Below are 21232 nucleotides of genomic sequence, written 5' to 3'. Positions count from 1 at the left end.
ACGAGCGGCCTCATCTGTCGCTGAAATACAAAACACCCGATGCGGTGCATCGGGCGTTTTGAGGCTGAAACAGGTGTAAACCTATTTCAGGACTAGACACCTTACTGGCTTTGCTTACCCCTTCAATATGCGTCGCATAGCCCGGAATTCCGACGGAACTGCCAGCTTTTCTCCAGTGATGAACCAAGTTGCGACTGGAAATACCCAACGCACTTCTAAGGTCCGGGTGGTCGGGTAAACCGACCATTTTGCGCATCAGTGGGCTGAGGCTGTTATCCAGTTGCGCCATCAACTGTTTGCGCCTGGAAAAGAAATCAGCGCCCTGAAGTTTTCCGTGTTTTTCGAAGGTTTGCTTATGCAGTATCTCCAGCTCTTTCAGCGTCTTGCCAAGATTGTCCAGATGATTACTGAACATCGCCGAGCCGATCCCCACGGCCGTCGAACCCTGAGATAAAAACGACTGAATCTCACCGTGATGCCGCGCCATAAACTCAGCCTCCGCATCACTCATTGGCGCCAGCGCCGCATCAACCTTCTGCGCCGCCTCCATCAATAAGGCTTCTTCGCGCGTGCACTGCGTATTACGTGGATCACTCAGGACAATAAGTTGACCGGGTTTTGCGTATTGAGTGAGTTGTGGATTAAGACTGCGGAATTTATCCAGCACGGCAGAATCCGGCTGCGGGAACAACATTGATTCAAGCGCTGCCCGAGACATTCCCTGTTCAACAATATGAAAGCCCGGCTCAACGCTGGAAGGCGTTGGCCGGGCCGAAGGCTTTGGGGAGTGAGTCAAGCTGTTCGAGGGCAGAGTCGGAGTTGGGCACACACCCTCCTTACAGCGCTCGCACTCTTCACAGAACGGCGCGTCTCCCTTAAGGCTCATGATTTGCGCGGCAGTCAGAATCGCAGCCGGCGCTGCCACCAGTTTTTCCGGCAACCCCGGCACGGTCGGCGCCGCGCTCATCGCCGCCATCGGCGCACCACCCACCACAATCGGCACGCTACTGAAAATCCCGCCAGGGCCAATGTTGATCCACTGCCCGCCCGCCTGAATCGTCGCGCTCGCCCCACCGTCGATCACCACTTGCTGGCCGGCGCTGACGTGGAATTGAGCGCTGGCGTGGATCGCCTGATTACTCACGCGGATGTGCCGATCGCCGGTCACCGTGAGGTGGTCGTCCTGCTTCACTTCGGTCTGGCGCTGACCGTGGGTGATGCGCTGCTCATCGGCTTTATGTTCATGTTTGGCGAGACCGGTGACGACGACACTGCGCTGGTTATCCACCTGCACCTGCTGATCGTTCAGCACATGCTGGGTCCAGTTTCGCTGGGCGCGCAGGTAGATTTCCTCGGCGCCTTTGCGATCTTCAATGCGCAATTCGTTGTAACCGCCACCACCCGGACTGCTCTGACTGCGGAAAATGCTGCGGGTCTTGTCGGCCGGCAGGTCCAGCGGCACGGGTGTTTCGGCGTTCGGCAGGCAACCCATGACCAACGGTTTGTCGGCATCGGAATCGATGAACCCCACCAGCACTTCCATGCCGACCCGCGGGATCAGCACGCTGCCATAACGGTCATGGGCCCAACCGCTGGCGACCCGCAGCCAGCAACTGGAATGCTCGTTCAGTTCGCCGTCGCGATCCCAGGCCAGTTGCACCTTGACCCGACCGTACTCGTCGCAATGGATTTCACTGTCTTTCGGGCCGGTTACCACGGCCGGTTGATAGCCGAGCATCCGAGGCTTTTCCGGGCCCATCGGCGGGCGAAAGAACACGTCCCACGGCGTGGCCAGAAAGGTATTACGGTAACCCTGGAATTCGTCGCCATCGCTAGTGACCGATTCCTCCAGCACTTGCGGCTGTCGTCCATGGTGTTCGATAGCGGTCAGCAGCCAGAGGTCATTCAAATCCTGGCGCGGATGCTCGGTCAGTTGCAGGAAATGTCCGCTGACCAAGGAGGATTGATCGCTGCGACCCTCGGCCTGACGGTAGTCGGCGAGATGTCGCTCAAGCGTGCGCTGGGCCTGCTGCCTGCCGGTTTCGCGCTCGGTGAACTGGCCAGGAAAGTGGTAATCCTCGAGCACCGGGCGCTGTTCGCTCTCGGCGCGACTTTGCAGCGCCAGCCGGGGCTTGGTGAAGTCGTAATCACGTCGGGTGACCACGCTGGTGCGGGTTTCCACGCGGACGGTGAAGCGTTTGATCGCCGGTGCCGCCGCAGCCATGCCGCTGCCCGGCAGGTACAGGGTCGGCTCGGCCAGACGCGGAAACACCGTTTGATCGTCGCCGAACACCATCAGATGCCCGTCCGGGCTGTGCTGAAAATGGAAATGAATGCCCACTTCGGCACACAGGCGCTGAATGAAGGCGAGATCACTCTCGGCGTACTGCACGCAATATTCACGGGGCGGATAATCGCTGCCGAGGCGAAATTCGAAGGCATCGCGCAGGATCGCGTGATCCTTGAGGATCTGCGTCACGATCTGCGGCACGCTTTGGTGCTGGAAAATCCGCTGATTGATCCGGTGCCCCAGATAGGCCAGACGTGGAACGAGGCTGACGTGGTAGCGGGTCAGACGCTTGCCGGAATCCCCCTGCCCGACCCGATAGATCTGACCGTGGATACCGGAACCGCCTTCATCAAAACTCAGAAAGGCCTGACAGTGCAGCAGGCTTTCCAGATCCAGATCCGGCCGTTCACTGACCAGTTCCAGGTCAAAGCGAAAGGGTTGGCTGATGGCTTCCTTGCCCGTGAACTCAAGGACTTTGAGGTCAAATTGGGCGCCTTCGACGGTCAACGTGAAACGCGGTTGATTGGCAGGCGCGAACATCCGATGTCTCTCTGCAGATTGAGGGCGGGCGATTCTGCATGAGGGGCAAGGAGTGCAGGTTGGGTGACCGGAAAATCAGATTTTCCCTACTTGAAACTTCACTTTCCCCTTCAAAAATTAGCGCTTTCAACTACAGACATTTCCCTCAACAACATCACCAATCCCTGTGGGAGCGAGCTTGCTCGCGAATGCGGTGTGTCAGAAAAACAGATTTGAATGACAGGACGCCTTCGCGAGCAAGCTCGCTCCCACAGGGTTCTCGGTGTTTTCAAAGAACTTGCAGACAATAAAAAACGGCCCGTTTCCTGGCAGGAAACGGGCCGTTCTTTTGTGAGCCTCAGCTCATTCCCATCACTTGTTCAGATGGAAATCCTTCTCGGCCGCTTCAAAGCGCTGAACCATGCCAACACTCGGCTGGCCCATCAGGCTGACCAGGTAGATTGCCAGGCTGGCGAAGATGAAGCCCGGGATGATTTCGTACAGACCCAACAGTTCGAAATGCTTCCACACGATTACGGTGATCGCGCCGACCAGAATGCCGGCCAGTGCGCCGTTTCGGGTCATTTTTTTCCAGATCACCGAGATCAGCACTACCGGGCCGAAGGCTGCACCGAAACCGGCCCAGGCGTAGGACACCAGACCCAGTACGCGGTTTTCCGGATTGGCGGCCAGAGCGATGGCGACCAGGGCGACCAGCAGCACCATCGCACGACCGACCCACACCAGTTCAACCTGGGAAGCGCTCTTGCGCAGGAAAGCCTTGTAGAAGTCTTCGGTCAAGGCGCTGGAACACACCAGCAACTGGCAGCTCAGGGTACTCATCACTGCCGCGAGAATCGCCGACAACAGCACGCCCGCAACCCACGGGTTGAACAGGATTTTCGCCAGTTCGATGAATACGCGCTCGTGGTTTTCGGTCACTGGACCCGCCACTTCCGGGTGCGCCGAGAAGTAAGCGATACCGAAGAAGCCCACGGCCACGGTGCCGCCCAGGCACAGGATCATCCAGGTCATGGAGATGCGACGGGCGTTGGCGATGGATTTCACCGAATCAGCGGCCATGAAGCGCGCCAGGATGTGCGGCTGGCCGAAGTAGCCCAGACCCCAACCCATCAGCGAGATGATGCCGATGAAAGTGGTGCCCTTGAGCATGTCGAAGTTGCTCGGGTCCTGCGCCTCGATGGCCAGGAACGTGGTATCCACGCCACCGGTAGCCAGCAGCACGATGATCGGGGTCAGCAGCAGCGCGAAGATCATCAGGGTGGCTTGCACGGTGTCGGTCCAGCTGACCGCGAGGAAACCGCCGACGAAGGTGTAGGCAATTGTCGCCGCAGCACCGGCCCACAGCGCCGTCTCGTAGGACATGCCGAAGGTGCTTTCGAACAGGCGGGCGCCGGCCACGATGCCGGAAGCGCAGTAGATGGTGAAGAACACCAGAATCACGACTGCGGAAATGATCCGCAGCAGACCGCTCTTGTCTTCGAAACGGCTGGAGAAATAGTCCGGCAGGGTCAGCGCATCGCCGTTGTGTTCGGTTTGAACACGCAGACGACCGGCGACGAACAGCCAGTTCAGGTAGGCACCGACGATCAGGCCGATGGCGATCCAGCTTTCGGACAGGCCGGACATGTAGATGGCGCCCGGCAGGCCCATCAGCAACCAGCCGCTCATGTCGGAAGCGCCGGCGGACAATGCCGTCACCACGCTGCCCAGGCTGCGGCCGCCCAGAATGTAATCGGAAAGGTTGTTGGTGGAGCGATAGGCCATGAAGCCGATCAGCACCATTGCTGCGATGTAGATCACGAACGTGATCAGGGTTGGGTTGCTTGCGCTCATTACGTACGTGCCCTGGCTTTGTTTTTATGTAGCGGCGGCGGTTGCACCGTTTGCAGACTGACGTCTGACAGACGATTCGCACGGCCACGCATTTATGACCAATGTTTCCCCAGGAAAGCCATTGGCCGGTGCGCAGGGTTTCCCCGGTTGCACCTTGGGCGCGAATCCTATGCAACAAAGCAAAACAGGTGCAACCAGTTTCTGGAGAATAAGTTGCACCCAGTCGGATTTATCCTGCGAAAGTCGCTTTTTGCTCCCTTTTAACGCAGTCACAGCGCTTTTCTAGAAGCAAAAGCACCAAGCAGGAGCAGCACTTTCGTACCAGAAATTATTTCCTGACGAGTTGCAGAATATTCCGACAAAAAAAGGTTGCACCCGGTTGCACCTCTTTCGGCTCGCGGCTAATCTTGCCGCCAGCTGTTGTCGCGCAACTGCGGCACCTATGAGGATAAAAATATGGCTACCACCACCCTTGGGGTCAAACTTGACGACCCGACCCGCGAGCGCCTGAAGGCTGCCGCAACCTCGATTGATCGCACACCGCACTGGCTGATCAAGCAGGCAATTTTCAATTACCTGGAAAAACTCGAGGGTGGTGCAACCCTGACCGAGCTGAACGGTTTGACCGCCAAGGACGCCGACGACGCGGGCGAAGTCCACACCGATCACGCTCACCAATGCTTCCTCGAATTTGCCGAAAGCATCCTCCCGCAATCGGTGCTGCGCGCCTCGATCACCGCCGCTTACCGTCGCCCCGAGCCGGAAGTGGTGCCGATGCTGATCGAGCAGGCTCGCCTGCCGGCACCGATGGCCGAAGCCACCAACAAACTCGCTGCAACCATTGCGGAAAAACTGCGTAACCAGAAGAGTGCCGGTGGTCGTGCAGGCATTGTTCAGGGCCTGCTGCAGGAATTTTCCCTGTCGTCCCAGGAAGGCGTGGCGCTGATGTGCCTGGCCGAAGCGCTGCTGCGTATTCCGGACAAGGGCACTCGCGATGCGCTGATCCGCGACAAGATCAGCACCGGCAACTGGCAGCCGCACCTGGGCAACAGCCCGTCGCTGTTCGTCAACGCGGCGACCTGGGGCCTGCTGCTGACCGGCAAACTGGTCTCCACCCACAACGAAGCCGGCCTGACTTCGTCCCTGAGCCGCATCATCGGCAAGAGCGGCGAGCCGATGATCCGCAAGGGCGTCGACATGGCCATGCGCCTGATGGGCGAGCAGTTCGTCACTGGCGAAACCATCGCCGAAGCCCTGGCCAACGCGAGCAAGTTCGAAGCCAAGGGTTTCCGTTATTCCTACGACATGCTCGGTGAAGCGGCGCTGACCGAACACGACGCCCAGAAGTACCTGGCCTCGTACGAACAAGCCATTCACTCGATCGGCAAAGCGTCCCACGGCCGTGGGATTTATGAAGGTCCGGGCATCTCGATCAAACTGTCGGCCCTGCACCCGCGTTACAGCCGCGCCCAGTACGAGCGCGTGATGGACGAGCTGTACCCGCGCCTGCTGTCGCTGACGCTGTTGGCCAAGCAATACGACATCGGCCTGAACATCGACGCCGAAGAAGCCGACCGCCTGGAGCTGTCGCTGGATCTGCTTGAGCGCCTGTGCTTCGAGCCGCAACTGACTGGCTGGAACGGCATCGGTTTCGTGATCCAGGCCTATCAGAAACGCTGCCCGTATGTGATCGACTACGTGATCGACCTGGCTCGCCGCAGCCGTCATCGTCTGATGATCCGTCTGGTGAAAGGCGCGTACTGGGACAGCGAAATCAAGCGCGCCCAGGTCGAAGGCCTGGAAGGCTATCCGGTCTACACCCGCAAGGTGTACACCGACGTTTCCTACATCGCCTGCGCCCGCAAACTGCTGTCGGTACCGGAAGTCATCTACCCGCAGTTCGCCACGCACAACGCCCACACGCTGTCGGCGATTTATCACATTGCCGGTCAGAACTATTACCCGGGCCAGTACGAATTCCAGTGCCTGCACGGCATGGGCGAACCTTTGTACGAGCAGGTTGTAGGCAAAGTTTCCGAAGGCAAGCTGAACCGTCCGTGCCGTGTGTACGCTCCGGTCGGTACCCACGAAACCCTGCTGGCGTACCTCGTACGTCGTCTGCTGGAAAACGGCGCCAACACCTCGTTCGTCAACCGCATCGCCGACCAGTCGATTTCGATTCAGGAACTGGTGGCCGACCCGGTTGCGCAGATCGAGCAGATGGCAACCGTGGAAGGTGGTTTCGGCCTGCCGCATCCGCGCATTCCGCTGCCGCGTGACCTGTATGGTTCCGAGCGCGCCAATTCCAGCGGCATCGACATGGCCAACGAACATCGTCTGGCATCGCTGTCCTGCGCCCTGCTGGCGACCGCGCACAACGACTGGAAAGCCGCGCCGATGCTCGGTTGCGCCTCCAGCAACGAAGCGCCGGTTCCCGTCCTGAACCCGTCCGATCTGCGTGACGTGGTCGGCCATGTGCAGGAAGCCACGGTCGAAGACGTCGACAACGCCATTCAATGCGCCCTGAACGCCGCACCGATCTGGCAGGCGACCCCGCCGGCCGAACGCGCCGCGATTCTGGAACGTGCCGCTGACCTGATGGAAGGCGAGATCCAGCCGCTGATGGGCCTGCTGGCCCGCGAAGCCGGCAAGACCTTCGCCAACGCCATCGCCGAGGTCCGCGAAGCCGTCGACTTCCTGCGTTATTACGCGGTGCAGGCACGCAACGATTTCAGCAACGACGCCCACCGCCCACTGGGCCCGGTGGTCTGCATCAGCCCGTGGAACTTCCCGCTGGCGATCTTCAGCGGTCAGGTTGCTGCCGCACTGGCTGCCGGTAACCCGGTGCTGGCCAAACCGGCCGAACAGACTCCACTGGTCGCCGCACAAGCCGTGCGCCTGCTGCTCGAAGCCGGGATTCCGGAAGGCGTGCTGCAACTGCTGCCGGGTCGCGGTGAAACCGTCGGCGCCGGTCTGGTGGGTGACGAGCGCGTCAAGGGCGTGATGTTCACCGGTTCCACCGAAGTCGCGCGCCTGCTGCAACGCAACATTGCCGGCCGCCTCGACAACCAGGGCCGTCCGATCCCGCTGATCGCCGAAACCGGTGGCCAGAACGCGATGATCGTCGACTCTTCGGCTCTTACCGAACAAGTAGTGATCGATGTGGTGTCGTCGGCCTTCGACAGCGCCGGTCAGCGTTGCTCGGCCCTGCGTGTCCTGTGCTTGCAGGAAGATTCCGCTGATCGCGTCATCGAAATGCTTAAAGGTGCGATGGCTGAAAGCCGTCTCGGCAACCCGGAGCGTCTGTCCGTGGACATCGGCCCGGTGATCGACGCCGAAGCCAAGGCTGGCATCGAGAAGCACATCCAGAGCATGCGCGACAAAGGTCGCAACGTGTACCAGGTGGCCATCGCCGATGCCGAGGAAGTCAAACGCGGCACCTTCGTCATGCCGACCCTGATCGAGCTGGAAAGCTTCGACGAGCTGCAGCGCGAGATCTTCGGCCCGGTGCTGCACGTGGTGCGCTACAAGCGTAAAGAGATCGACCAGTTGATCGCCCAGATCAACGCCTCCGGCTACGGCCTGACCCTCGGCGTGCATACCCGCATCGACGAGACCATCGCCAAGGTGATCGACAACGTCAACGCCGGTAACGTCTACGTCAACCGCAACATTGTGGGCGCCGTGGTCGGCGTCCAGCCGTTCGGTGGCGAAGGCTTGTCGGGTACCGGCCCGAAAGCCGGTGGCCCGCTGTACCTGTACCGTCTGCTGTCGACGCGTCCTACCGACGCCATCGAACAATCTTTCGCTCGCGGTGATGCTGCCGTGGCGCCGGACGTTCGTCTGCGTGACGCCATGAGCAAACCGCTGACTGCCCTGAAAGCCTGGGCCGACAGCAACAAGTTCGCCGACCTGAGCACCCTGTGCGTGCAGTACGCAGCGCAGTCGCAAAGCGGTATCACCCGCGTACTGGCCGGCCCGACCGGCGAAAAGAACAGCTACGCGATCCTGCCGCGCGAGCACGTGCTGTGCCTGGCGGACATCGAAGGTGATCTGCTGACTCAACTCGCGGCGGTACTGGCGGTGGGTGGTTCGGCTGTCTGGCCGGAATCCGACACCAGCAAGGCATTGTTCGCACGCCTGCCGAAGGAGATTCAGGCGCGGATCAAACTGGTTTCCGACTGGAACAAGGACGATGTGGTGTTCGATGCGGTTCTGCATCACGGCCACTCCGACCAGTTGCGGGCGGTCTGCCAGCAGATCGCCAAGCGTGCCGGCGCCATCGTCGGGGTTCAGGGCCTGTCCCAGGGCGAGACCAACATTGCGCTGGAGCGTCTGGTGATCGAGCGTGCGCTGAGCGTCAATACCGCGGCAGCGGGTGGTAACGCCAGCCTGATGACCATCGGCTAATCCTCGCGCGATCGTTCCCACGCTCCGCGTGGGAATGCCTCAAGGGACGCTCCGCGTTCCAGCCGCGCTGCCAATTTCAAGTCTGGCACCGATGGGACGCGGAGCGTCCCGGGCTGCATTCCCACGCGGAGCGTGGGAACGATCGCACACCAATATAGAAATGGGCGCCCTCACCGGCGCCCATTTTTTTGGCCTCTCCATCACCGTCATCAATCTTCCTGTTCAGTCTTTATTCGCACGCCTAGACTCGGCCCATTCCAAAAAAAGGTAGGCCGCCATGTCCGAGACGCTGCTCAGTTCCCGCAATCTGGCTTTCGAGCTGTACGAAGTCCTCGATGCCGAGGGCCTGACCCGGCGTGAGCGGTTTGCCGAGCACAACCGCGAAACCTTCGATGCCGCCATCGGCACGGCGCGCAACATCGCCGAGAAGTACTTCGCACCGCACAACCGCAAGGGCGATGAGAACGAGCCGCGCTACGAGAACGGTCAGGCGATTCTGATTCCCGAGGTGAAACCGGCGGTGGATGCCTTCCTCGAAGCCGGATTCCTCAACGCCGCGCGCAGTTTCGACGCCGGCGGCATGCAACTGCCTACATTGTTGTCCCAGGCCTGCTTCGCTCACTTTCAGTCGGCCAACGCCGCTTCGACCTCCTATCCGTTCCTGACCATGGGCGCGGCCAACCTGATCGAAAGTTTCGGCACCGAAGAGCAGAAGCAGCGCTTCCTGCAACCGATGATCGACGGCCGCTTCTTCGGCACCATGGCCCTGACCGAACCCCATGCAGGCTCGTCGCTGTCGGATATTCGTACCCGTGCCGAGCCGGCGTCCGACGGCACTTATCGACTCAAGGGCAACAAGATCTTCATTTCCGGCGGCGATCACCCGCTCTCGGAAAACATCGTACACATGGTGCTGGCCAAGCTGCCGGATGCGCCGGCCGGGGTGAAGGGGATTTCGCTGTTTATCGTGCCCAAATTCCTGGTCAACGATGACGGCAGCCTCGGCAAGCGCAACGACGTGCTGCTGGCCGGGCTGTTTCACAAGATGGGTTGGCGCGGAACGACCTCGACTGCGCTGAACTTCGGCGATAACGGCGAATGCGTCGGCTATCTGGTTGGCAAGCCGCATCACGGTTTGAGCTACATGTTCCAGATGATGAACGAGGCGCGGATCGGCGTCGGCATGGGCGCGGTGATGCTCGGTTATGCCGGTTATCTGTACTCGCTGGAATACGCTCGCGAACGTCCGCAAGGCCGGGTACCGGACAGCAAGGACCCGACGACGGCGCCGGTGGCGATCATTCAGCACGCGGACGTCAGACGCATGCTGCTGACGCAAAAATCCTACGTCGAAGGTGCGTTCGATCTCGGCCTGTATGCGGCGCGACTGTTCGATGACACCACCACGCTGGAAACCGAAGCCGAGCGCAAGCAGGCTCACGAGCTGTTGGATTTGCTGACGCCGATCGTCAAATCCTGGCCGTCGGAGTTCTGCCTGAAAGCCAACGAACTGGCGATCCAGATTCTCGGCGGCCACGGTTACACCCGCGAATACCCGGTGGAGCAGTACTACCGCGACAACCGCCTGAACCCGATCCACGAAGGCACCCACGGCATTCAGTCGCTCGACTTGCTGGGACGCAAACTGGCGCAGAACGGTGGCGCCGGACTCAAGCACCTGATGCGCCTGATCGCCGACACCGCCGAACGCGCGACGGCGTATGAATCGTTGACCGCACTGCGTGAGCCTTTGGAGAAACTGGTGGCGCGCCTACAGAGCGTGACCATTGGTCTGCTTACCGACCTGGCCCAGGGCAAGGTCAACAGCAGCCTGGCGAATTCGGCGCTGTACCTGAAAGTGTTCGGGCATGCAGTGATCGGCTGGCGCTGGCTGGAACAGGCGATTCGCGCCGAGGAAGGGTTGGCCAAGGGCAATGCGGCGGATGTCGACTTCTATAAGGGCAAGTTGCAGGCGGCGCGGTATTTCCTGACGTGGGAAGTGCCGGGGTGCCAGCATGAGCTGGCGTTGCTGGAGGCGCGGGATGATACGTGTCTGGCAATGCAGGATGCGTGGTTCTAACCCCTAACCATGATCGTTCCCACGTCGAGGCGTCGAACCGTCTGCGTGGGAATGCCTACTCTGACGCTCTGCGTCACGATCTTGAGGGAACGCGGAGCGTCCCGGGCTGCATTCCCACGCGGAGCGTGGGAACGATCAGTGCCTCGACAGGGAACGATCAGTCAGCTCAGTTTGAACCCACCCATCTGCCGCGCCAGATCATCCGCCAGCCGCTGCAACATCTGACAATCCTCACGACAAGCGCGAACCTCGCCCGCCGTGGCCCGCGCCAGATCGGAAATCCCCTGCACATTGCGGTTGATCTCTTCGGTCACCGCCGACTGCTCCTCTGTCGCCGTCGCGACTTGATGGTTCATGTCGCTGATGCGCTCGACCTGCCCGGTAATCGCGGTCAGTGACGCCCCGGTACGCTGACTCGATTCAACGCCGGTGCCCGTCGCGGCCTGGCCGGTGCGCATCGATGACACCGCATTCTCCGCCCCCTGCTTGAGGCTGCCGATCATCTGCTGAATCTCGTCGGTAGACGCCTGAGTGCGGCGCGCCAGCGTCCGCACTTCATCAGCCACCACCGCAAAACCACGCCCCATGTCCCCGGCCCGCGCCGCCTCGATCGCCGCGTTCAACGCCAACAGATTGGTCTGCTCGGACACCCCGCGAATCACCGCCAGCACCTGATCGATCGACGCCACCTGATGCGCCAGTTCACCTACCGCGCCGGCAGCAACGCCGATTTCATCGGACATGCTTTCTATATGGCGAATCGACCCGCCGACCACTTCCCGCGCCTGCATCGCTTCATCGCGGGCGGTTTGCGAGGCGAGCGCCGCGTTACCGGCATTCTGGGCGATCTCCTGCACGGTCAGGCCCATTTCGTGGACGGCGGTGGCGACCATATCGGTCATTTCCTGCTGGCGACCCGAGCGTTCGGCGGTGTTATCCACAACCCTGGCCACCTGGCCGACGGCAACGCGCAGACGCTCGCTGGTGGTCAGCACTTCGCCGATCATCCCGCGCTGGCTGTCGAGGAAACGGTTGAAGCCCCGAGCGAGGTCGCCCAGTTCATCGGCGCGGCTGGAATCTAACCGGTGAGTCAAATCTCCACCACCGCTACCGATTGCTACCAGTGCCGCTGTTACCTGACGAATCGGTCGCACCAATCCCTGGGCCAGCCAGATCACCAGCGCCAGACAAACAACCGCCACGGCCAGACCGATACCGCTGCTCATCCACATCGCCCGGCGGGCTTCGGCGTAGATCTGCGACTGTGGCACTTCGGCCACCAGGGTCCAGCCGAGGTCGCGCAAAGGCAGGCTGAAGGCGAGGAAGTCTTCGCCATCGCGCTGGAAGCTGCTGTTGGTCGCTACTTTGTGGCCCATGACCGCTTGCGCCGCATTGGCGCCGATCTGCTCCGTGAGGGTGCGTTTGCCGCTGAACTGTGCCTCGGGATGAACCTGAATCAAACCGTCGGAACGCACGAGATAGACCTTGCCGCGTTCGCCGAAACTGAAGTTGTGGATCAGCTCGGACAGCTCTTTCATGCTCAGCCCGAGCCCCGCAACGCCGACCACTTTGCCGGCCTGCTCCACCTTCAAGTCGATGAACAGCGCCAGCTCTCCGGTAGCCCCGTCGTTGTCGATGTTGAGAGTTCGAGGCTGGTTGCTGTCGAGAAACGAGTAGAACCACGCATCGGCCGGTTTGTCGCGACTGAGGGTGCGATCCAGGCCTTTTTCGGTGATGTAGTGATTGGATTCGGTGCCGATGATCAGCGCCGTGAAAGCCTTGTGTTCGGCGCGGATACCTTCCAGATACTGTGCGAAGCCGGCCGTTTTGCCGGAGTCTTCACCATTGGCCAGCCAGTCGCGGACCATGGTGTTGCTGGCGATGTCTTTGGCGGCGGTGAGGGGTTGAACGAGGATACGTTCGATGTCGTTGCGCGTCGCTTCGATGCTCGACGGCAACGCCTGTTCGACCAGATAGCTCTGGGCGAGGCGGTTGACCACCAGGGTATAAATGCCAACCACGATCAAGATGCTGACCAGCAGAGCGGTGCCCATGCCGAGGATCAGCTGCCATTGAATACTGCGACGCCAGAACTGCATGGAGCACCCCCAAAGAATAAGAGGCTGAAACACTGCAACAGCCGTGCCGATTGTATACAGCTCAATCGACAATCTTATTCTTTGGTTGTGCGCAACCCCATCAACCCTGATTGATGGTCTTGGCGATGGTCTCGACCGTGGCGCTGACTTGCTCTTGGTAACGCTCGAGTTCTTCCTGATGCTGCTTCTTAATTTCAATCTGCTGCGAGCACAGATTCATCGCCGCCAGCACCAGCAGGCGGTCGCCGATCAGAGTCGGGTATTTGCGCTTGGTGTCGGCCAGTGCGGCCTTGAGCATCAAGGCGGCGTCCAGCAGGGTCTGTTCTTCCCCGGCCGGTGCCTTGATCGAATAGTCCTCCCCCATGATGGAGATGACTTTTACCCCTGCTGTGCCGTGGTTCATGCGCTGACAGGACCGGCGTTGACGCGATCAACCAGGGCCTGGATGCGTGCGGCGGTGGCGCCGTGCTTTTCTTCCTGTTCCATCAGGCTCAGTTGCAGGCTCTCGTTTTCATCCTTGGCCCGGGCCAGTTCCGTGGACAGGGTCTGGTTGGTTTCCGACAGGGTCTGGTTCTGTTGCACCAGATCGCTGACGAGCTGTTCCAATTGGCTGAGGGATGCTTCCAACATTTTGATATTCCAAGCGTTTTTCAAAGGGCGCGTACGATAAAGAAAAGTCGTCGTGGATGCCAGGATTAAACCGGCGCAAGGCCTTGATTTTCCTGGCGGCTCGACCGTTCTCGCGAGTCTTAGAGACTGTGATCTGCCGATCTGGTTCCTGCACTTCGTCGCTTGCGTGCGGATGCGACAAATACGCACACCGACTCAAGACTTTAGTCGTATGACCGATAAGTCACCCAACAGCAGTCTCAGCCCGCACGGATGCGGCCCTTCTTTGGTATCCGCCTCCATGTCCCTTCGCAATATGAACATCGCCCCCCGGGCGTTCACCGGTTTTGCCCTGATCGGCGGCCTGATGCTGATTCTCGGCATATTCGCCCTGAACCAGATGAGCAAGATCCGCGCAGCAGGCGAAGACATCGCCACCGCCAGCGTGCCTTCGATCAAGGCCCTGGACGAATTCACCCAGTTGACCCTGCGCCTGCGCGTGCTGTCGTATCGGTTGCTGATCAACCGTGAGCCAGACGTCCAGCAAAAAACCATCGAGCTGTTCGATTTGCGCAACCGGCAGATCGCCGACGCGCAACGCGCCTACGAGCCGCTGATCGAAGGCCCGCAAGAACGCGCGGCTTACGATCAGTACGTGCAGTTGCTGGCGCAGTACCGTCAACTCGAAGACCGCATGAAGACTCTGTCGCGCAACAATCAGGTCGACGAATTGCGGCAGATGCTCAACAGCGATTTGCTCGCCAATTCCGAAGCGGTGAATACCGCCCTCGCGCGTTTGCTGGAGATCAACACCCAACAGATCGCCGAGACCAATCAGGGCGCCACTGATCAGTATTCGATGTCGTTCAATCTGGTGGTGACGCTGCTGGTGATTGCCACCGGCCTGACCTTGCTGTTCGCCTGGCTGCTGACCGTCAGCATCACCAAGCCGATCGCCAAGGCACTGGATGCCGCGGAAACCATCGCCGAAGGCAACCTGACCCAGCCGATCCATGTGGATGGCAGCGACGAAGCCGGACGCCTGCTGGCGGCCATGGCCAAGATGCAGTCGAAACTGCGCGATACCCTGCAGCGGATTTCCGGCTCGGCTACGCAACTGGCGTCCGCCGCCGAAGAGCTGAACAGCGTCACCGACGAAAGCGCCCGTGGCCTGACCCAGCAGAACAACGAAATCGAGCAGGCCGCCACTGCGGTCAACGAAATGACCAGCGCTGTTGAAGAAGTCGCGCGCAACGCCGTCAGCACGTCCGAAGCTTCGAAGAATGCCACCACCTCCGCCGGCGACGGCCGCGATCTGGTGCAGGAAACCGTCAGCGCCATCGAACGCATGAGCGCCGACGTGCAAAGCACTGCGACCCTGATCGGCGATCTGGCCAACGAATCCCGCGATATCGGCAAGGTGCTGGACGTGATTCGCGGCCTGGCCGACCAGACCAACCTGCTGGCACTCAACGCTGCGATTGAAGCGGCCCGTGCCGGTGAGGCCGGTCGTGGTTTTGCCGTGGTGGCTGACGAAGTGCGGGCCCTGGCGCATCGCACCCAGCAGTCGACCAGTGAAATCGAGCGCATGATCGGCAGCATCCAGAGCGGCACCGAACACGCGGTGGATTCGATGCGCAACAGCACCGAGCGCGCCGAGTCGACCCTGAACATCGCCCGTGGCGCCGGCCTGTCGCTGGACACCATCAACACCGCCATCGTGGAAATCAACGAGCGCAATCTGGTGATCGCCAGCGCCGCCGAAGAACAGGCGCAAGTGGCGCGGGAAGTGGATCGCAACCTGGTGAACATCCGCGATCTGTCGGTGCAATCGGCGACCGGCGCGAATCAGACCAGTGCGGCGAGTAACGAACTGTCGCGTCTGGCGCTGGATCTGAACAATATGGTTGGGCGGTTTAGCCTCTAATCCTCCGCGTTGATCGTTCCCACGTCGAACCGTCTGCGTGGGAATACAGTCGCCCTCTGCGTTGATCGTTCCCACGCTCTGCGTGGGAATGCAGCCCGGGACGCTCTGCGTCCCAGAAGCGGACGCAGAGCGTCCATTGAAGCATTCCCACGCGGACGGTTCGACGCCTCGACGTGGGAACGATCGCCTCCTCTGGTACAAAACCTTTTTGACAGCATCACATTTCAACAGGTTAGAATCGCTGGCACGCAGACTGCATGGTCAGTTTGTGCCCGTCTTTCCGCTTCTGGAGTACTGCCTTTGAATGCGACGACCATCAACAGCCTGTTCTTGATCGGCGCGTTGCTGGTAGGCGCAAGCATTCTTGTCAGCTCCCTTTCCTCCCGTCTCGGCATCCCGATTCTGGTGATCATCCTTGCAGTCGGCATGACTGCCGGGGTCGATGGCGGCGGCATCATTTTCGATAACTACCCGACGGCCTATCTGGTCGGCAACCTCGCACTGGCAGTGATCCTGCTCGACGGCGGATTGCGCACCCGGGTGTCGAGTTTCCGCGTGGCCCTGTGGCCGGCCTTGTCGCTGGCCACGGTCGGCGTCCTTATCACCACCGGCCTCACCGGCATGGCCGCCGCGTGGCTGTTCGACCTTAATCTGATCCAAGGCCTGCTGATCGGCGCCATCGTCGGTTCCACAGATGCCGCGGCGGTGTTCTCACTGCTCGGTGGCAAGGGCCTGAACGAGCGGGTGACCGCCAGTCTGGAAATCGAGTCCGGCAGCAACGACCCGATGGCAGTGTTCCTCACCGTGACCCTGATCGACATGCTCGCCAGCGGCCAGACCGGCCTGCACTGGAGCCTGCTGACCCACCTGATCCGCGAGTTCGGCATCGGTGGCGTGATCGGCCTCGGCGGCGGCTGGCTGATGCTGCAACTGGTCAACCGGATCAATCTGGCTGCCGGCCTGTATCCGATTCTGGTGATCGCCGGCGGTCTGGTGGTGTTCGCCCTGACCAACGCCCTGCACGGCAGCGGCTTCCTCGCCGTGTACCTGTGCGGCCTGGTGATCGGCAACCGCCCGGTGCGCAGCCGTCACGGCATTCTGCACATGCTCGACGGCATGGCGTGGCTGGCGCAGATCGGCATGTTCCTGGTGCTGGGCCTGCTGGTCACCCCGCATGACTTGCTGCCGATCGCCTTGCCTGCCCTAGGCCTGGCGCTGTGGATGATCCTGTTCGCACGGCCGCTGTCGGTGGTAGTCGGGCTGCTGCCGTTCAAGGCCTTCCATGGCCGCGAAAAAGCCTTCATTTCCTGGGTCGGCCTGCGTGGCGCGGTGCCGATCATTCTGGCGGTGTTCCCGCTGATGGCCGGGCTGCCGAATGCGCAGCTGTACTTCAACCTCGCCTTCTTTATCGTGCTGGTGTCGCTGCTGGTGCAGGGCACGAGCCTGCCGTGGGTGGCCAAGCTGCTCAAGGTGACAGTACCGCCGGAGCCGGCACCAATCTCCCGCGCCGCCCTCGAAGTACACGTCACCAGCGAGTGGGAACTGTTCGTCTACAAGCTCGGCGCGGAAAAATGGTGCATCGGTTCGCCCCTGCGCGAACTGAAAATGCCCGAAGGCACCCGTATCGCAGCCCTGTTTCGCGGTCAGCAACTGCTCCATCCGTCGGGTAGTACGGTGCTGGAAGTCGATGATTTGCTGTGTGTTATCGGCCATGAACACAACCTTCCGGCCCTCGGAAAACTGTTCAGCCAGGCGCCGCAACGCGGCCTCGACCTGCGCTTCTTCGGCGACTTCGTACTTGAAGGAGACGCCCAGCTCAAAGCCGTTGCCGCCCTGTACGGCCTGCCCGCCGAAGGCATCGACCCGGACATGACCCTGGGCCACTTCATTGCTCAGAAAGTCGGCGGTGCACCGATCGTTGGCGACCAGGTGGAATGGAACAACACCCACTGGACGGTTGCGGTCATGGACGGGAACAAGATCGGCAAAGTGGGCGTCAGATTTCCCGAAGGAAGTCGCCCAGGCCCCGGGCTCTTCCTCTAAACTGCGTCCACTCCAACTTGCTTGACCGGTCTCTATGCCTACCCTGCGCTCCTTTTTCGTCGCGGCCCTGCTGGGCCTGAGTCTTACTGTCGGCCCGCTCCAAGCCGCCGAACCGCCGTCCAGCGAAGCCGTGCAGGCCAGTCTGGACAAGATCGCCGACAGCAAACTGCCCGACGCCGATAAAAAGACCCTGCAAACGGTCCTGCAAAACACGCTGAACCAGCTCAATAACCGGCGTGACTACGAGCAGAAGCTGATCGATCTCAAGCAGCAACTGGCCTCGGCACCGAAGCAAACCATCGAGAACACCCGCGAACTGACCCGCCTCAAGGCCAGCGCCGTGGTGCCGGTGGCGCAGCGCTTCCCCAAGGAAAACATCCAGCAGCTGGAGCAGATGCTCACCGAGCGCTCGACCCAGCAAAGCGATCTGCAAAAGGCCCTGGCCGAAGCCAACAGCCTGATCATCACCGCCCAGACCCGCCCCGAGCGCGCCCAGGCCGAGATCTCCAGCAGCCAGACGCGCATCCAGCAGATCAACAACATCCTCAAGACCGGCAAGGACGGCGGCAAGCCCCTGAGCGCCGAGCAACGCGACCAGCTCAACGCCGAGCTGGCCGCCCTGAACGCGCTGATCCCGCTGCGTCGGCAGGAACTGGCCGGCAACAACCAGTTGCAGGATCTGGGCAACAGTCAGCATGACCTGCTCTCGGAGAAATCCGACCGCCTGGACCGCGAGATCCAGGAACTGCAAACCCTGATCAACCAGAAGCGTCTGGCCCTGTCTCAAGAGACCGTGACCCAGCAATCGATCGAGGCGCAGAAGTCCGGCAGCAGTACCCTGCTCGCCACCGAAAGCGCGGCCAACCTCAAGCTCTCCGACTATCTGCTCAAGAGCACCGACCGCCTCAACGAAGTCACCCAGCAGAACCTGCAGACCAAACAGCAACTGGACAGCGTGACCCAGAGCGATTCGGCCCTCGACGAGCAGATCAACGTGCTCAAGGGCAGCCTGCTGCTGTCGAAGATTCTCTATAAACAGAAACAGGCCCTGCCACGCCTCAAGGTCGATCGCGACCTGGCGGACCAGATCGCCGATATTCGTCTGTATCAGTTCGAAGTCAGCCAGCAGCGAGAACTGCTGAGCAACCCGACGGCTTACGTCGACAACCTCCTGTCCACCCAGCCGCCGGAGCAAGTCACGCCGCAACTGCGCAAAAGCCTGCTGGAACTGGCCAACACCCGCGCCGACCTGCTGGAGCGTCTGAACCGCGAACTGAGCGCGATGCTCAACGAGTCGATCACCCTGCAACTGAACCAGAAACAACTGCTGAGCACCGCGCAGAGCCTGCGTGCGACGCTCGACGAGCAGATGTTCTGGATTCCGAGCAACAAGCCACTGGACGCCGAATGGATGCGCGGCGTGCCGGAACGCCTCAAGCGTCAGATCGACACCTTGCCACTGGCCTCAAGCTTCAGTGAACTGACCGACGGCCTGACCCAGCGACCGCTGTTGTTCCTGCCGCTGGCGCTGTTGATCGGCGCGTTGCTGTGGCGCCGCAAGCAGTTGTATTCGCGCCTGAACAAGGTTCACCAGGACATCGGTCACTTCAAACGTGACAGCCAGTGGCACACGCCGCAGGCGATTCTGATCAATATTTTGCTGGCGATGCCGGTGGCGCTGGGCCTGGCCCTGTGCGGGCTGGCGTTGCAGATCGACGCCCGCGGGCAGAACGCCAACATGGGCGCGGCGCTGCTGCAAATGGCCCAGGCATGGCTGGTGTTCTACACCGCTTACCGGATCCTCGCGCCGGGCGGCGTGGCCGAATTGCACTTCCGCTGGGAAAAGCCGCAGGTCGAATTCCTGCAAGGCTGGGTCCGTCGCCTCGGACTGGTGGTCATGGCACTGGTGGCGGTGGTGGCGGTTGCCGAGTTGCAACCGGCGGCGCTGGCCGACGACGTCATCGGCATGCCGGTGGTGCTGACCTGCTACGCCCTGATGGCATGGCTGCTCAGCCGCCTGCTGATCAGCAGCCCGACCCATGAAAACGCCTCGCTGTTCCGCAAGGCCGTAGGCGTGATGTTCACCCTGCTGCCTATCGCGCTGTTCGTCGCTGTGTGCTTCGGCTACTACTACACCGCGCTGAAGCTCAGCGACCGTTTGATCAACACGCTGTATCTGCTGATGTTCTGGCTGGTGATCGAGGCCACTTTCGTCCGTGGTCTGGCGGTCGCGGCCCGCCGCCTGGCTTACCAGCGCGCCCTGGCCAAACGTCAGGCTGCGAAGGAAGCCGGCGATGGCGAAGCGGTGATCGAAGAGCCAACCCTGGACATCGAGAAGGTCAACGAACAGTCCCTGCGCCTGATCCGCCTGGCCCTGCTCGGCGGTTTCATCGCCGCGCTGTACTGGGTCTGGGCCGACCTGATCACCGTGTTCTCGTACCTCGACAACATCACCCTCTACGAATACACCAGCGGCACCGGCGCCAACATGAGCATGGTGCCGATCAGCATCGGCGACATGCTCGGCGCGCTGATCATCATCGGCATTACCTTTGCGCTCGCCCGCAACTTGCCGGGCCTGCTGGAAGTGTTCGTACTGTCGAAACTCAATCTGGCCCAGGGCAGTGCCTACGCGACCACGACGCTGCTGTCGTACGTGATCGCCGGGGTCGGTTTCGTCTCGACCCTGTCGACCCTCGGCGTGAGCTGGGACAAGTTGCAGTGGCTGGTGGCGGCGCTCTCTGTGGGCCTCGGTTTCGGCATGCAGGAGATCTTCGCGAACTTCATCTCCGGCATCATGATCCTGTTCGAGCGCCCGGTGCGGATCGGCGACACCATCACTATCGGCAACCTGTCGGGCACGGTGAGCAAGATCCGCATCCGCGCCACGACCATCACCGACTTCGACCGCAAGGACATCATTGTCCCGAACAAGACGTTCATCACCGGGCAACTGATCAACTGGTCGCTGACCGACACCATCACCCGGGTGACCCTGAAACTCGGCGTGGATTACGGTTCGGATCTGGATCTGGTCAAGGAACTGCTGCTCAAGGCCGCCCGGGAAAACCCGCGCGTGCTCAAGGAACCCGAGCCGCACGTGTACTTCCTCAACTTCGGCGAAAGCACTCTCGATCATGAACTGCGCATGCATGTGCGCGACCTCGGTGACCGCAACCCGGTGCTCGACGAGGTCAACCGCTTCATCAACCGTGAGTTCAAGAAGCAGCACATCAACATCTCGTTCCGGCAGATGGAGGTGTACCTGAAGAACCTGCACGGCCAGGAATACAAGATGGTGCCGATCGAGCCGGAAACCAAAACCATCGTCCCGGTCAGCGACGAGCAAAAACCGCTGCAAGAGCCGCCGCCCGCCAAACTCGACTAACCGGACTAAT

The 21232-nt window shown here is 61.0% G+C and carries 9 protein-coding genes and 2 pseudogenes; 6 read left to right on the top strand and 5 right to left on the bottom strand.

Annotated features, from left to right (window positions below; all coding sequences use genetic code 11):
- Positions 1–823 precede the first annotated feature (823 nt).
- Positions 824–2830, bottom strand: a pseudogene (locus CAF73_RS27095) (type VI secretion system tip protein VgrG); the annotation flags it as partial.
- Between the two features lie 351 nt (positions 2831–3181).
- Positions 3182–4666 carry a sodium/proline symporter PutP gene (gene putP, locus CAF73_RS27090; RefSeq protein ID WP_085701076.1) on the bottom strand — a complete coding sequence of 495 codons (1485 nt, stop codon included), beginning with the start codon at positions 4664–4666 and terminating at the stop codon, positions 3182–3184.
- Positions 4667–5122: 456 nt separating this feature from the next.
- Between putP and putA the strand changes: the two genes are divergently transcribed.
- Positions 5123–9076, top strand: a complete 3954-nt coding sequence (gene putA, locus CAF73_RS27085; protein WP_085685356.1) for a trifunctional transcriptional regulator/proline dehydrogenase/L-glutamate gamma-semialdehyde dehydrogenase — start codon at positions 5123–5125, stop codon at positions 9074–9076.
- 277 nt (positions 9077–9353) lie between these two features.
- Entirely contained in the window at positions 9354–11156 is a 1803-nt protein-coding gene (locus CAF73_RS27080) for an acyl-CoA dehydrogenase (protein ID WP_085704993.1), read from the top strand.
- Between the two features lie 161 nt (positions 11157–11317).
- On the opposite strand, the gene CAF73_RS27075 is transcribed toward CAF73_RS27080, so the two are convergent.
- The 3 genes from CAF73_RS27075 to CAF73_RS27065 form a co-directional block, all read right to left on the bottom strand.
- Entirely contained in the window at positions 11318–13255 is a 1938-nt protein-coding gene (locus CAF73_RS27075; RefSeq protein WP_085701079.1) for a methyl-accepting chemotaxis protein, read from the bottom strand.
- Between the two features lie 100 nt (positions 13256–13355).
- Positions 13356–13658, bottom strand: coding sequence for a cell division protein ZapA (locus CAF73_RS27070; RefSeq protein ID WP_085704991.1), 303 nt, complete (start codon positions 13656–13658; stop codon positions 13356–13358).
- Complete coding sequence (locus CAF73_RS27065; protein ID WP_085685455.1) at positions 13655–13885, bottom strand: hypothetical protein; 231 nt, start codon at positions 13883–13885, stop codon at positions 13655–13657. The genes CAF73_RS27070 and CAF73_RS27065 overlap by 4 nt, the downstream gene beginning before the upstream one ends.
- 172 nt (positions 13886–14057) lie before the next feature.
- Between CAF73_RS27065 and CAF73_RS30880 the strand changes: the two are divergent.
- The 4 genes and pseudogenes from CAF73_RS30880 to mscK all read left to right on the top strand — a co-directional run.
- A pseudogene (locus tag CAF73_RS30880) lies at positions 14058–14936 on the top strand (MCP four helix bundle domain-containing protein); the annotation flags it as partial.
- The gene (locus CAF73_RS30875; protein WP_371850982.1) at positions 14919–15791 is read left to right on the top strand and encodes a methyl-accepting chemotaxis protein; all 873 of its coding nucleotides are present in this window, start codon (positions 14919–14921) and stop codon (positions 15789–15791) included. The pseudogene CAF73_RS30880 and the gene CAF73_RS30875, both read left to right, overlap by 18 nt.
- Positions 15792–16091: 300 nt before the next feature.
- Complete coding sequence (locus tag CAF73_RS27055; RefSeq protein ID WP_085701081.1) at positions 16092–17834, top strand: potassium/proton antiporter; 1743 nt, start codon at positions 16092–16094, stop codon at positions 17832–17834.
- Between the two features lie 34 nt (positions 17835–17868).
- Positions 17869–21222 carry a mechanosensitive channel MscK gene (gene mscK / locus CAF73_RS27050; RefSeq protein WP_085701082.1) on the top strand — a complete coding sequence of 1118 codons (3354 nt, stop codon included), beginning with the start codon at positions 17869–17871 and terminating at the stop codon, positions 21220–21222.
- Positions 21223–21232: the final 10 nt, after the last annotated feature.

It is taken from the genome of Pseudomonas sp. B15(2017) (assembly GCF_002113215.1).
Taxonomy (GTDB): domain Bacteria; phylum Pseudomonadota; class Gammaproteobacteria; order Pseudomonadales; family Pseudomonadaceae; genus Aquipseudomonas.
The sequence above is the reverse complement of the archived record's forward strand: the minus strand, read 5'-3'. Positions and strand labels throughout refer to the sequence as shown.